We start from the raw sequence: 13,002 nt of genomic DNA, 5'->3' as shown, positions 1-13,002 counted from the left end.
TGTTGGTCTTACCATTGCCAAATGAAGGGCCGCAGGACCTATCCTGATTAGGCAAGTCTAAGGAGTTAAGGTGTCATTTGAAAAGAGAAAGGAGGCTGCGATGCAGGAGCTTAAAGAGTCCGGCATCTGGAAGTCGAATAGCATACCACCGGCATTGATCATGCTCTGGAAGCTGGGTGTCAGGGCTAGACCTCCCCATTACAACAGCTTTCTGAAGAACGCACTTTTAATGGGGCTATGGTTTGCTGCTGCGTGGGGAGCCCTAATGTGGCTTTTCCAATGGCGGTCCGTGGGTTTACCCGCATCTGGCGCCATAGCCTCCGCGTTAGTCGCAGGCATCTTCTTCGGCGTTGCTATGGCCGTGTACTACAAGTCGTCTGCTCGGAAGCATCAGCTTTCTAATTGGTTAGATTTACCCTCGAAAGAAGGGGATGCCAAACCAAGCCAAGCTGGCGGATAATTTAAAGCGCTGTTCGCGGCGTTAGGCAAAAATAAGGACATTAGATGGATTTTCTAAATCGTCACGTTTGGCTAAAAAGAGCACTGATGCTCTTAGCTATTTTAGTAGCAACACCATTTGCCGGTTACCTGCTGCTTTTTGTAGAGGTAGCAGGTTTGGAGATGGCATTCTCATGCTTGCTGCTCGCACTTAAACCTTTTTTTACCTGGGTGCGGTATCAGTGGGAAATAATCACATCAACGTTTCAGGCTATTGCGAATAACTTTCATAAGCACCTTGCCAGTCGTCCAACAGTTTATTTTTCACATGCTGCTGGTAGCGCAGCATTTTTTGCCATTACGGGTGTTATGTTTTTATCGGTTGCTGTTTGGTTGCCGTTATTCATGGTTGCTGCGCAGTATGTCTAACAATACGCGATTGTCGCTGTTATCGCGGCTGGGACGGCAGCCACCGGGACAGGCAAAAGCCTGTCTTGTATAGATATTCATTACTCGCGGCTCTCCATCTGCGGTGGTCTCGAAAACTACAATCATCTAAATTTAAAAGGAATTAGAATGAAGCCGCATCACTATCTTGCCATTGGCCTGCGTATTTTCGCAATTTTACTTTTCGTTTATGTGTTCAGGCAGTCAATGCAGCAGTTTACTCTTTTAACTTCAGGCAGCCTACATGTGGCAAATATTCTGATAATGCCCCTATTAGTGACGCTGTTATCGCTTATCGCAGCAATAGCGTGTTGGCTGTTTCCAATTACAATCGCAAAAAATGTTATTAAACCAGAGTTAGATAAAGAAATTCAGCCTCTAAATTATACCTCGTTTCTGACAGTAGTTATTTTAGCTATTGGCCTGTTTTTAACTTTTAAAGCTATCTCAGATATCGTGTACTGGTTAACTTATTTAAATATTGTTCCAAGTGGCGCGCATGATTCTGAAGCAAAAGCTCTGATGTTGGCGACAGTTGTTGAAACTGTTGTAGCATTTGCATTAATTGGCAGGGCGAGAACTATCGCACATTATTTATTAAGGATTACGAAATGATGCTTTACAGCAGCCACCGCTAAAGCGTCGGCTGATTGTAGCGTTAGTAAACACACTGGAATGTTTGGTTACAAATTCTGGTTTTCTTTTAAGCATGCTGTGCGTTAAGTTGGCACAACAGAGCTCAAGCATTCACCTGAAACAGGGAAGGTACTTTTGAAAGCAACAATGGGTAGGTTTAAACTTTTCTCTGCAATTGCTACTGTATTCACGCTATTCGCCGTTTTACCAGCATTAGCTGCAGAGCCATTGCTGCATTGGCAGCAGAAACTCGAGCAATCCACGTTTTCCGGAACGGTATTGGTGGCAAACTCAGATGCCATTATTTTTCAACAAAGCTTTGGCTTCGCGGACAGAGAAAATCAGCGCGCTTTTGATGAGCACACCGTGTTTGATATTGGCTCAGTGACCAAGCAATTTACCGCAACGGCCATTATGTTGTTGGTAGAGCAAGGGAAGTTATCCCTCTCCGATACCATAGATAACTTCTTTCCCAATGTGCCTGCTGATAAAAAAAATATTACGATCCATCATTTACTTACCAATTCATCTGGATTGCCGAGTGAACTTCCTCGGGGCAGATACCATGATGTTATAGATGTTGATGTTCATATTTCTCAACTACTTAAACAGAAATTAGTCGCCCCTCCAGGCGAAGCCTATCATTATGCCAATAGTGGCTTTCGCTTGTTGGCACAGCTGATTGAGATTGTCTCAGGCCTAAACTGGGAGGCTTATATTCGGCAACATATCCTGTTGCCGGCTGGCTTAACAGAAACTGGGTATCGTCTGCTGGATGTACCGCAAGAGCGACTTGCCATAAATTACGGCGCAGACCAAAACTGGCTGCAATGGCTGTTCAGGATAGAGGCGGCAAGTCGAAGTGTGGGCGATCCGTTGCAACATCTACGTGACGAACCCGGAAGACGACGGTTTGAAGGCAGCGGTGGCTTGCTATCCACTGCACAAGATATGCACGCGTGGTACCAGGCTCTTCGATCAAGACAGATTTTAAGTGAGGATTCGTGGGCGCAAATGCTTCATCCACATATTGCTGAAACCCCTAGCAAGATAGATTACTACGGTTACGGCTGGGTTATTTCAAACCCACCTGAAGAGTTTACAACTATTTGGCATGATGGCTCAAATGGCTACTCCTTTACAACTTTCCACTATTATCCTGACATTGAGTTGTTCATACTGACGGCATCAAATGATCGTGATAATTATCCTCACACTTTGATGAGGGAAATGAAGATATCGATGCAGCAAATGGTGGCTAACAAATCAATACAGCCGACCACTAACGTGTCGGCTGATTGAAGCGTTAGCCCTTAATAGGAATATCATGTGAAATATTTTCAAAAAGGTAAGAAGACAGAAATGGTGCCTTCACTATGCCATGGCCAGAGTGTGAGGAAAACGTAAAAAAGTTTTTTAAGCTAGCGTCCCAAGAGCTATGGTGCGACTACGGGGATAGTCCAAAAGAAGCACAAAAGATGATCGAAGATAAAAAATTAATCGCATCTTCTGGTCTTGATGAAATCAGGACTATGCTGACCTTCTGTGTTCGTGGTGAACGGTTTTGTGGTGGCCACATGGGCGCTATGATTCGTGAGGGTAAGATAGTATTAATTCTCAAGCGGTTAAATGAATTATTAAAATAGGGAAATATTTTATGTCACTAATTGAAATGAACATACCTTCACCAAAAAATCTGCGCGGAGGCTGGGCTGCTTTAGCAGCCGTTTATGCAGCAAGAGGCTGGGGCAGTGATGTTTACGCAACAGAAAATCAATGGTGCTACCATGATGGTGGTGGCAATTGGATTTGTTTGCGTTTTAAAAATCAGGAGCAGTGCATTCTGATTGGACATGATCACGAGTACACAGAAACCTATTATGGTAAGGCGGCAGAGTATTTTGGTGAGCAAGAGACCAATATTTTAGAGGGTGCGCCTGACTGGTGGTCTTTTGATTTAAGTTTACCACTATTCGGAGAATGGATTGGATTTGTTTATGGGTGGGATGGAGAAAAATGGCAAAGAGTGAATTACAGCGTCAATGATGGTTATGAAGATATTGACCTGCTTGAAGTCTGCTCTATAAACGCGACTGAACTTTTAAGCGAGTATGCTTCAGATGCTCCTGGTTTAGGTGGTCAACCACCTTCAGCACAAGCGCTTGCTGCACTGGTGGCTGCTGATGGCGAAATAACCCCCGCGCTTCTTGAGGCTGTTGTTCCTGGCTGGGATATTGAAGCTGGCGTGGCTGCTGCAAGAAAATTCATCTAGCCGCCTGAGTGATTTACTTATGAGATCTCCAACTATTTTCGTAATTTTATTTTTTTTCACATTTGCTGTAAAAGCTGAATGTGATTCGCTGTTGATCAATGGATTAAACAATGATCTAAAACTATCTTATGAAAAGTTTGATCAAACCCCAGGTAATGGCTGGCGGGTGTTAACTGCTAATAAATGCTTTAGAGAAGCCGCAATTCTGATAGACAAATATATTCTTGAAAACAATGCAAACCAAATATCACTTAAATGGCATTTGTTGCAAATGTATGCTTTTTCAAATCAAAATGATAAGGCACTTGAACTTGTCTCAGACGTTCTGCTGACCGAAGACCAACAAAGTAATTCCCCGTTTCTCTGGAATGATTATGTGCTGGCGACCGCAGGTTTTTTAGAAAACGATCTGCTCAAATTAAAGCTTTATAGAGATAACCTTGCCAAATATGGTAAAGGTTTTAAACCTAATGAAATGAACTTGGCAACTCTGGACAGGTTAATTGAAAACTTTGGTCAAAGATACCAAATTGCGTACATCGGCGGCTAGGTGCTAACAGAGTCACCACCAAAATGCCGCTTCGCGGCCCAACCCTCCAACTCGGAGGCACTTTGTGGGGAGTCACTATGTTTATGTTTTTTAAGGAGTAGATGGTTTGGTTGAGTATTTTGGATTTTTAGCTCCCGTTTTGGTTGCTTTAGGATTATATCTCTACTTGCTCCTTGAAGAGTATCGGAAGAAAATTCGATTCCTAGAGGTCAAAATAGATGCTCTTATCAAGCACACTGGTATTGAGTTTGACGATACTACTCTCGTCCCAGTTGAAGTGAGTAAGGCTATAAAAGCAGGTCATAGGCTAAAAGCAATCAGGCTTTATCGTAAAATCACTGGTGCAAGTTTAAAAGAAGCCTCTGAGATAGTTGATGCTTTGGTTAAAAACACATAATAAGGCGTTGTCACCGCTTGCGCGGCTGGGGCGCCTTACGCTGCGCTGCAGCCGTGCCAAAGCTTTGCGTTACGTAGCTTATAAAGGATTTTGGTTGTGAAAAATGAAAAAATTGGTAGGTATGCTGCCATTGTCGCTGTTTTGTTATTGTTAATATTACCAATTGGCCTTGCTAGTACCGCATTCTCAATGTATTCGGACTTTCAAGCAATATCGCTTTTTGAGACAAAAGAAACACAGGTGACTTCAGATGAACGCTCAATAGGCAGTATGCTTACAATCTTGGGAATAGGCTTAATTGTTCCTGGAATCGCTTTATTAATTATAGCCATTGCCGGGCTGCAGTATCGAACCAGATGGATTTTTTGGTTCTCTATAATGGTTTCAGGTTTTGCTATATTTATCTTTCCAATAGGAACATTTCTTAGTGCTGCATTACTTACCACTCTTTTCTTAACGAGGAACAAATCTAGCTCAGCTGAAACAGTAAGTCATTGAGTATTCTGCGTGCGGTCGTGGTCAGTCTTGCCTCATGCTCAATAAGTGCTAGTTGCTGGCATCTCAATGATCGTTTGCCTAAGCCAATTATGGCCGGCATCGCTCTCCCGTCGGCAGTGCCATACCATGTTGAACGCAAAAGGATCAATTGGAAAGGGCGGTGCGAAGAGTTGCAGCGGTGAGTCCTGTTGAAATAGATCGAAGCTGCGTCGAGCGGCTGTCAAGATCAAATCTGTGTTGGCCACCACACGACTGGCTACGCCCCAATGAGGCAGGGTTATTGCAACCCGACGGTTGACACCTGCTTGCAGCAGTGCGTTTTCTATCTCATTGCTTTCGCTGCCTTGCATGCTGACGAGTACGTGGGGACGCGAGAGCCACTCTGTTTTCTCAAGGCGGCCCGTTTGGGGCAGGGTGTTTTTATCTGCAGCGCTGACGAAGTGCTCGATGAAGAGCGTATGGGTGCGTAGATCATCCGAAAGAGGTGACTGAAATACGCCAAACGCCATATCGATCTCCCCATCAGAAACTCCTGCCAACATCGCGGCACGGCTGCCTTGAGAAACTTGCAGCTCGATCCCAGGAGCCTCTGAACGCAATCGCCGAACCAAACCAGGAAGCACCACACGGGCTCCATAGTCTGACATCGCAAGCCGAAATACCCGTTTTGCCTGGGAGGCGTCGAAAGCAGGCAGGTCAATGAGTGCGCCGAGCTGATGCAGTGCTTCTGTTAAGAGCGGTAGCAATTCGCTGGCGCGGGAAGTGAGCTCCAGCTTGCCTGTTCGTCGCACCAGCAGAGGGTCGTCAAAGATGGCTCGCAAACTGGCGAGTGAATGGCTGACGGCTGGTTGGCTTTTATGTAAGCGCTGTGCCGCCCGTGACACATGCTTTTCTACCAATAGCGCATGCAGGGTAACCAGTAAGTTGAGATCGATACGCCTTAAATTATTCATAGTTCGAATATAAAAAAATAAAAAATAGAATTTCAATTCTTGATATGGATTATACAAGATACAAGGCTCTTTCCTATGCATCAGGAGTTTTTTCATGAATTCATCTTTCTCACTAGTAGCGCTTGCGGCTTTGGCAGTGATTGCAGGTGCTTTGGTACCTCTTCAAGCCGGCAGCAACGCAGAATTGGGCCGGGCATTGGGCCACCCCATTTGGGCGACACTGATCTCACTGCTTATCAGTATGCTCGTCGTGATACCCATCTTGTTTGCTATACAGACACCTTTTCCTGCCCTAGGGGCCATCAAGCACCTACCGGTTTGGGCATGGCTGGGAGGTGTGGCCGGAGCCATCTACATTTCGTCTGCGTTGATACTGGTACCTCGTGTCGGGGCGACCAGCTTCATTGTGTGTGTTATCGCAGGGCAATTGATCAGCTCACTGTTAGTGGACTATCACGGCTGGCTGAATTTACCCGTCAGAGAGATAAGCATTGGGCGTGTGTTAGGGGTTATACTGGTGCTGGCGGGGGTGGTCACGGTGCAGTGGTTCTCACCAACTGTTGTGGTGTCACAACAGAGCGCTGCACAGGTAGCGACGTGAGGAAGCTTTGAAGTGGGGGAGCCCAGATTCCTGGTAAAGGGCGGCAGCACGATACGAATGGACTGGAAGCCAAACGAGCGTGGCTTTATTAAGGTGTATTTTCACTGTCTGTCAGACTAGCTTGATCTAGACTTTCAAGGAAATATACCCGGATGAATTCCTGTTCGAGGGTAAAAGAGCCATCGTAATTCCACTAGATGCTTTTTGAAATCAGGCCGCTGCGGCATTGCTTGCAGATGGCATTGAAGTACCACCGGCTAAAGCATCTCCCGTTACTTGGCGCTTAAAGTGGAAAAACATGTAACAAAGCCATTAAACTCGCTCGCTGCGGTACGCGCTTTTGCCCACTTTGCGAGCATGCTCTGTACACGATAAGCAAGGAGCTGTGGGGCTACATGCTTCCAAGTAGCGCGTTTATTGCGCTAGCTGGCTGCAAACCTCTATCACGTTGCTGGTCCTCGTGTTAAATTTGGACTTGATGTGAGCAACCTGGTAGAGGGCTACAGCATTGCGAAAAGAGCTTAGGGAAAAGATGGTCGAAGTTTGTGATCTGAAAATTGAGCAAAAGGGCGCGACGGTAGGCCTGTCGTTTTATGCATTTTTTAAGAACAAAAACGATCAACCGGAGCTTCTGATGGAAGCGGCCCGGTGGTGGATAGAAACACACAAGCTGGATCACTTTGAAAAAGCGGTAAAGATCAAAGAAATGGTTCTGGCCGGTGTATAGCTTAGTCAAGCTAGCGTCTCTGAAGGTAATGGTTTTATTTTGGCCGCAGGGACCTTTAACTGCGGTGGTAGGTCAGGACGTTGGTGAAGGTTGATGAGATACAGTTGTGACATTGAGTTTCTAGAGCGGCGGTTGAAGTTGCTCAAATGGCTTAACTATGGTTTTCTTATCCCTTGTCTAATAGCTTTATATTACAAACCTTCAATTTTCGTTGTAAATAACTCTCTTACAACAGGTCTAATGATCTGTGCAGTTATTCTGGCTGTCTTGAGGCTAATCTATCAGTATTACGGTAATGCTTTATATAAGCATTGTAGTGATATGCTCATTGTAACTAAAACTGGACTTGAATTCTGTAACCACGACTCAGGTTATAAATTTCAGCGAAACTACGAAGATATTGTGTCAGTGAAGTACACTAGGCTCTTTGGTGCACCAAAAGTGAAAATCCGATTTATAAATAATGAGTTGTACAACTTTATTTGGTTCAAGGACGCTCACGGTCTTTACACTGAGCTAAAAAATAATGTGCTGCGTGGCGTGACGGAGTTCAAAAAATAGGGCCTGAAAATCTATGAAAAAACATCCAATGGCAGCAGTGCTTGTTTTTCTTGTTGCATGGCTGCCTCCCGTTGCACTCAGTGAAATTAATGATCCTGTGGTTGCTGCTTTAGATAAGATTGCCGAATCACTGGATGCCCGGGTGGGCTTTTCTGCTTACGATTTGGAGACGGGGCAGCGCTGGGCATATCAGGCTGATCAGAGATTTCCACTGCTGAGCACCTTTAAAACTCTGGCATGTGCCGAGTTATTGCACCGAGCCGACAAAGGGGAGCTGCAACTAAGCAGGGAAGTTTTCTTTTCGAGCGCAGATTTAGTCACCTACTCTCCGGTAACTGCAGAGTTTGCCGACCGTCAGGCCATGACGCTTTTTGAGTTGTGTGAAGCAACACTGACCACAAGCGACAACACGGCTGCAAATTTGATTCTGCAGGTTCTGGGTGGGCCTGAATCGGTGACGAGGTTCGTTAAACTGCTGGGAGATGATACAACACGTCTTGACCGGTGGGAAACAGAGCTTAATGAGGCGCGGCCAGGTGACGTCAGGGATACAACAACACCAAATGCGATGGTGAGTACTATGCAGGGATTGCTGTTAGGCGACCTGTTATCTGTAGAGTCTAAGGCGCAGCTTCGCAATTGGCTGGAGAGAAATCGGGTGGCTGATGGGCTTTTCCGGGCGGCTGTGCCCAAAGGCTGGGTTGTCGCAGATAGAACCGGCTCCGGCGAGTTCGGTTCAAGGTCAATCACTGCTATAATATGGCCACCAGAGCGCCAGCCTATCGTTGTTGCACTTTATATCACAGAGACAGGATCTTCCCTTTCAGAGCGAAATCAAGCGATTGCAGATGTCGGTGCAGCACTGGTCATGGCCATTCATCAGGGAAATTAAGCCATTGCAGGTAATGAAATACTGATCTCTAGTGGCACAGGCAAGGCAACACCAGCACCACGCTGGGGCGGCTCTTTGCGACATGGGATACCGAGCGGAGTAGGTTATGAATATTGGGAAACTAACGTTTTTCTGTGGGAAAATGGGCGCAGGAAAAACCACCAAGTCCCGAGAAGTGTCTTGTCACCAAAACGCGGTATTGCTTGTAGAAGATGAGTGGCTCGCATCAGCTTATCCAGATAGTATCAAGACCTTAGACGATTATATTGAATACTCTGGCCGGCTTAAGCCTCAAATGAAAGTATTGGTACAATCAATCCTGACATCTGGAGCAAATGTGGTTATGGACTTTCCAGCCAATACCTTGGCACAACGGGCATGGTTTAAAAGCATATTTTCTGAAATTCAGGCGCCACATGAGCTGATTTACATCGATCAGCCGAATGAGGTTTGTTTGAGGCAAATAGCAAAAAGGCTGGTAGAACAACCGCAAAGAGCAGCAACGGATACGGCAGCGATGTTTGAGCTGGTGACAAAGTACTTTGTTGCACCCACAGCGGATGAAGGCTTCACTACCACTACCATAACACCGGCAGAGCGGTAATTGCAGAGTTTAGCCAACATGACCTGTACCCCAAGCTGCAAATACTCTGGAAAAGACAGCAAAGCGAGAAATTAAACATGCATAGCACCACCAATAATTTCTGTTTGAAAGGCCGCATTTGGGCAATTGCTGGTGGCGTAGGTCTTATAGGTTCTGCACTGCTCTGGCTGAATTGGCCCTGGTGGTCTCAATCGCACTATTTAACCGTCACTGAAGCCCAATTGCGCGCAGCGGTTGCTGATGGCAGTTTTGCCATTCAATCGGCAGGCATTGTTTATACCTTTGGCGATTCTGAATACAACCTGGATACGTCACAGGTAACCGATATGTCTTCCCTGTTTTATGCGCCTCAGGCCAGGGAGTTTAATGAGGATATCGGTTATTGGGATCTATCAAATGTCACGGATACCAGTTGGATGTTTCGTTCAGCTACGGCATTTAATCAACCCATAGGCCGCTGGGATCTTTCTAATGTCAGGGATATGAGAGGCATGTTCTTTGATGCTCGCTCCTTCAATCAACCCATTGGTCGTTGGAATCTTGCTAAGGTCACTGATATGAGTGAGATGTTCACTTTTGCTGAGCGCTTTAACCAACCACTAGCACGATGGCGGGTTTCCGAGGTGACCACCATGAATGGTATGTTTGCCAGGGCTGCCGCTTTTAATCAGCCTATAGGCCGCTGGGATGTCTCCAATGTCACCGATATGATTAATATGTTTGGTAATGCGACTTCTTTTAATCAGCCTATAGGTGGCTGGGATGTTTCTGGTGTACGCAAGATGGTGTATATGTTTGAAGGCGCCCGTTCATTCAATCAACCACTTGGCGACTGGAATGTTGCTAATGTTTATAACATGGCTCAGATGTTTGCAAGAGCGGCCTCCTTCAATCAGCCCATAGGCCAGTGGCAGGTTTCTCAGGTGAGGAATATGGATAGTATGTTCGATGGTGCTGACGCCTTTTATCAAGATTTAAGCCGTTGGAACTTGCCGGAAATATTTCGCCAGCCGAGTCACTTTGTACGGCAGGATTACCCAATGGAGTGGCGGCCGAGCTGGGGGAATGAACTTTCTCCAACCACATATTAATTTGGACGTCTAGATGTTGATATGTCTACCCTCGCCGATTATGATGACGCTTGCAAATGAAACTAATGGCCAGTACAGGTTGAAGACACTTCATTATGATTGAGTTAAAACATTTAAAAGCTATCGAAGCATTGCGGGAAACGGGCTCGGTGAGCGAGGCGGCCAGTTTGCTTTGCCTGACGCAGTCGGCGTTATCGCATCAGTTGAAAGAGCTGGAGCATCGGTTGGAGCAAGCTTTATTTGAACGCAAAACAGATCCTTTGCAGTTTTTGCCGGCCGGTACTTTGCTGTTGCAACTAGCTGAGCAGGTACTACCTGCTGTACGTGCTGCGGAGCAAACCCTGAAGCAGGGCAAGAGCAACCTAAAGGCGGCGATCCGGTTTTGTGTGGAATGCCACGCCTGTTATCACTGGCTTTTACCCTCGATCAAAGCATTTTTGCAGCAAGAAACCGATGTAGAGCTGGATTTATCGGCCAGCATTCAGCATCAGGCCATTGAAGCTTTACTGCAAGAGGAACTGGATCTGGTGGTCACCAGTGATCAGCGCCTGTTGCAGCATGTGCATTATCATTATCTGTATCCGATGGAGCTGCGCTTGCTGGTGAGTCCTGAACATCCGCTGGCCAGCCAGAGCTGGCTGAAACCCGAACAACTGTTGCAGGAAACCCTGCTGAGCTACCCGGTGCCACCACAGCGTCAGGATGTGTTCCGGTTTTTCCTGCAGGGGCACAATTTTCAGGGCAGGGTAAAGCCCATTGCCCAAGGCAGTCAGATGATTCAGCAGGTGGCTGCCAACCAGGGGGTGGCCGTATTACCAGGCTGGATGGCAGAGCCTTATGTGCAACAGGGCTTGATTGCATCACTGGCGCTGGGGGAAGAAGGGCTATGGCGACCTATGTATCTGGCCTGGCGGCAACAGGATAGGCTGGAGCCTGCTTATCAGCGCCTGGCCGAGCTGTTGCAGCAGCAGTTGCCGCAACAGGCTACACCAGGCTGAATTATGCCAGGCGCTCGGCCCATAAATCGTAAGCATCGGTGCGGGTGACCAGCACCTGCACCAACATGCCAGGAGCTAGCCCGCTGCTGTCATCCAGATAGACAACACCATCAATTTCTGGGGCATCAGCGGCGCTGCGGCCTATAGCGCCATCAGCTGTCACTTCATCGATAAGAATAGTCAGTTGCTGGCCCACTTTACGCTCTAACCGTGCGGCACTGATGGCTTGCTGCGTTTGCATGAAGCGGTGATAACGCTCTTCTTTTACTTCTTCCGGTACCGGCTCTGCCAGCTCATTGGCTTTGGCGCCTTCCACCGGGCTGTATTTAAAGCAACCAACCCGATCCAGTTGTGCTTCTTGCAACCAGTCCAGCAACAACTGGAAGTCTTCTTCTGTCTCGCCAGGGAAACCCACGATGAAAGTGGAGCGAATGGTTAACTCCGGGCAGATAGCCCGCCATTTTTTAATGCGCTCCAGCGTACGCTCAGCCTGGCCTGGCCGTTTCATTAGCTTTAAAATACGTGGGCTGGCATGCTGAAATGGAATATCCAGATAAGGCAGTAGCTTACCTTCTGCCATTAGTGGGATCACCTGGTCCACATGTGGGTAAGGGTAGACATAGTGTAGCCGTACCCAGATGCCCATCCCGGTCAGCGCCTGGCATAGTGCCAGCATGTCCGTTTTTACTGGTTGTCCATTCCAGAACCCGGTGCGGTGTTTAACATCAACCCCATAAGCACTGGTATCCTGAGATATTACCAGCAATTCTTTCACGCCGGCATTTTTCAGCCGTTGTGCTTCATCCAGTACTTCGCCAATGGGACGACTGACCAGATCTCCGCGCATCGATGGGATAATGCAAAAGGTGCAACGGTGGTTGCAGCCTTCGGAGATTTTCAAATAGGCGTAATGGCGTGGGGTCAGCTTAACTCCCTGATCAGGCACCAGCATGGTAAAAGGATCATACTTCGGCTTGGGGATAATGCTGTGAACCTGCTGCAGTACGTTCTCATAAGCGTGGGGTCCGGTAATACCCAACACATTAGGATGTACCTGGCGGATTTCATCTTCGCGAGCACCCAGGCAGCCCGTCACGATCACCTTGCCATTTTCTGCCAAGGCTTCCCCTATGGTGTCCAGAGACTCCTGCACGGCGCTGTCGATAAAGCCGCAGGTATTGACGATCACCAGTTCCGCATCGTCGTAGGTCGGAACGATCTGATACCCATCGCTTTTTAGTTGCGTCAGAATACGCTCTGAATCCACCAGATTCTTTGGGCATCCTAAACTAACAAATCCGACTTTAGGCTGTGACATACTGGAACACCGTGCTGAT

The 13,002-nt window shown here is 47.0% G+C and carries 16 protein-coding genes and 1 pseudogene; 15 read left to right on the top strand and 2 right to left on the bottom strand.

What is annotated here, in order from left to right; genetic code table 11:
* Positions 1 to 70 precede the first annotated feature (70 nt).
* From ABC502_RS09875 to ABC502_RS09835, 9 genes and pseudogenes are all read left to right on the top strand, one after another.
* Positions 71 to 460: a DUF6404 family protein gene (locus tag ABC502_RS09875; RefSeq protein WP_345915770.1), complete on the top strand. Its 390-nt coding sequence runs from the start codon at positions 71 to 73 to the stop codon at positions 458 to 460.
* A 44-nt stretch (positions 461 to 504) separates the two neighbouring features.
* A complete protein-coding gene (locus ABC502_RS09870; protein ID WP_345915769.1) occupies positions 505 to 867 on the top strand; it encodes a hypothetical protein in 363 nt (120 codons plus the stop codon).
* A 147-nt stretch (positions 868 to 1,014) separates the two neighbouring features.
* Positions 1,015 to 1,500, top strand: coding sequence for a hypothetical protein (locus tag ABC502_RS09865; protein WP_345915768.1), 486 nt, complete (start codon positions 1,015 to 1,017; stop codon positions 1,498 to 1,500).
* A gap of 156 nt (positions 1,501 to 1,656) precedes the next feature.
* Complete coding sequence (locus tag ABC502_RS09860; protein ID WP_345915767.1) at positions 1,657 to 2,823, top strand: serine hydrolase domain-containing protein; 1,167 nt, start codon at positions 1,657 to 1,659, stop codon at positions 2,821 to 2,823.
* A gap of 68 nt (positions 2,824 to 2,891) precedes the next feature.
* Positions 2,892 to 3,167 (top strand): annotated as a pseudogene (locus ABC502_RS09855) (DUF6508 domain-containing protein); the annotation flags it as partial.
* Positions 3,168 to 3,178: 11 nt separating this feature from the next.
* Entirely contained in the window at positions 3,179 to 3,793 is a 615-nt protein-coding gene (locus tag ABC502_RS09850) for a proteophosphoglycan 5 (protein ID WP_345915766.1), read from the top strand.
* Positions 3,756 to 4,343: a hypothetical protein gene (locus ABC502_RS09845; protein WP_345915765.1), complete on the top strand. Its 588-nt coding sequence runs from the start codon at positions 3,756 to 3,758 to the stop codon at positions 4,341 to 4,343. The genes ABC502_RS09850 and ABC502_RS09845 overlap by 38 nt, the downstream gene beginning before the upstream one ends.
* Positions 4,344 to 4,449: 106 nt before the next feature.
* Positions 4,450 to 4,740, top strand: a complete 291-nt coding sequence (locus ABC502_RS09840; RefSeq protein ID WP_330089379.1) for a hypothetical protein — start codon at positions 4,450 to 4,452, stop codon at positions 4,738 to 4,740.
* A gap of 96 nt (positions 4,741 to 4,836) precedes the next feature.
* Complete coding sequence (locus tag ABC502_RS09835; protein WP_345915764.1) at positions 4,837 to 5,238, top strand: hypothetical protein; 402 nt, start codon at positions 4,837 to 4,839, stop codon at positions 5,236 to 5,238.
* A 38-nt stretch (positions 5,239 to 5,276) separates the two neighbouring features.
* Here the strand turns inward: ABC502_RS09835 and ABC502_RS09830 are convergent, their stop codons facing one another.
* Positions 5,277 to 6,191, bottom strand: a complete 915-nt coding sequence (locus ABC502_RS09830) for a LysR family transcriptional regulator (protein WP_345915976.1) — start codon at positions 6,189 to 6,191, stop codon at positions 5,277 to 5,279.
* 94 nt (positions 6,192 to 6,285) lie between these two features.
* On the opposite strand from ABC502_RS09830, the gene ABC502_RS09825 reads away from it, so the two are divergent.
* From ABC502_RS09825 to ABC502_RS09800, 6 genes are all read left to right on the top strand, one after another.
* Positions 6,286 to 6,792, top strand: coding sequence for a DMT family transporter (locus tag ABC502_RS09825; RefSeq protein WP_345915763.1), 507 nt, complete (start codon positions 6,286 to 6,288; stop codon positions 6,790 to 6,792).
* Between the two features lie 508 nt (positions 6,793 to 7,300).
* Positions 7,301 to 7,519 carry a DUF6500 family protein gene (locus tag ABC502_RS09820; RefSeq protein ID WP_330089381.1) on the top strand — a complete coding sequence of 73 codons (219 nt, stop codon included), beginning with the start codon at positions 7,301 to 7,303 and terminating at the stop codon, positions 7,517 to 7,519.
* A 574-nt stretch (positions 7,520 to 8,093) separates the two neighbouring features.
* Positions 8,094 to 8,972, top strand: a complete 879-nt coding sequence (bla, locus tag ABC502_RS09815) for a class A beta-lactamase (RefSeq protein ID WP_345915762.1) — start codon at positions 8,094 to 8,096, stop codon at positions 8,970 to 8,972.
* 106 nt (positions 8,973 to 9,078) lie between these two features.
* Entirely contained in the window at positions 9,079 to 9,576 is a 498-nt protein-coding gene (locus ABC502_RS09810; RefSeq protein WP_345915761.1) for an ATP-binding protein, read from the top strand.
* A 77-nt stretch (positions 9,577 to 9,653) separates the two neighbouring features.
* Positions 9,654 to 10,667 carry a BspA family leucine-rich repeat surface protein gene (locus ABC502_RS09805; RefSeq protein ID WP_345915760.1) on the top strand — a complete coding sequence of 338 codons (1,014 nt, stop codon included), beginning with the start codon at positions 9,654 to 9,656 and terminating at the stop codon, positions 10,665 to 10,667.
* Between the two features lie 95 nt (positions 10,668 to 10,762).
* Positions 10,763 to 11,665, top strand: coding sequence for a LysR substrate-binding domain-containing protein (locus ABC502_RS09800; protein WP_330089383.1), 903 nt, complete (start codon positions 10,763 to 10,765; stop codon positions 11,663 to 11,665).
* Position 11,666: 1 nt separating this feature from the next.
* On the opposite strand, the gene rimO is transcribed toward ABC502_RS09800, so the two are convergent.
* A complete protein-coding gene (rimO, locus tag ABC502_RS09795) occupies positions 11,667 to 12,983 on the bottom strand; it encodes a 30S ribosomal protein S12 methylthiotransferase RimO (protein WP_330089384.1) in 1,317 nt (438 codons plus the stop codon).
* Positions 12,984 to 13,002: the final 19 nt, after the last annotated feature.

The sequence above is a fragment of the Alkalimonas sp. NCh-2 genome, from assembly GCF_039631345.1.
Taxonomy (GTDB): domain Bacteria; phylum Pseudomonadota; class Gammaproteobacteria; order Enterobacterales; family Alteromonadaceae; genus Alkalimonas; species Alkalimonas mucilaginosa.
Note: the sequence above shows the minus strand (reverse complement) of the source record. Positions and strands in the feature narration are given on the sequence as shown.

Excerpts from the sequence above, each read along its gene's own strand:
- ABC502_RS09870 (WP_345915769.1), top strand. The coding sequence starts at position 505 with ATGGATTTTCTAAATCGTCACGTTTGGCTAAAAAGAGCACTGATGCTC.
- ABC502_RS09865 (WP_345915768.1), top strand. The coding sequence starts at position 1,015 with ATGAAGCCGCATCACTATCTTGCCATTGGCCTGCGTATTTTCGCAATT.
- ABC502_RS09850 (WP_345915766.1), top strand. The coding sequence starts at position 3,179 with ATGTCACTAATTGAAATGAACATACCTTCACCAAAAAATCTGCGCGGA.
- ABC502_RS09830 (WP_345915976.1), bottom strand. The coding sequence starts at position 6,191 with ATGAATAATTTAAGGCGTATCGATCTCAACTTACTGGTTACCCTGCAT.
- ABC502_RS09825 (WP_345915763.1), top strand. The coding sequence starts at position 6,286 with ATGAATTCATCTTTCTCACTAGTAGCGCTTGCGGCTTTGGCAGTGATT.
- bla (WP_345915762.1), top strand. The coding sequence starts at position 8,094 with ATGAAAAAACATCCAATGGCAGCAGTGCTTGTTTTTCTTGTTGCATGG.
- ABC502_RS09810 (WP_345915761.1), top strand. The coding sequence starts at position 9,079 with ATGAATATTGGGAAACTAACGTTTTTCTGTGGGAAAATGGGCGCAGGA.
- ABC502_RS09805 (WP_345915760.1), top strand. The coding sequence starts at position 9,654 with ATGCATAGCACCACCAATAATTTCTGTTTGAAAGGCCGCATTTGGGCA.
- ABC502_RS09800 (WP_330089383.1), top strand. The coding sequence starts at position 10,763 with ATGATTGAGTTAAAACATTTAAAAGCTATCGAAGCATTGCGGGAAACG.
- rimO (WP_330089384.1), bottom strand. The coding sequence starts at position 12,983 with ATGTCACAGCCTAAAGTCGGATTTGTTAGTTTAGGATGCCCAAAGAAT.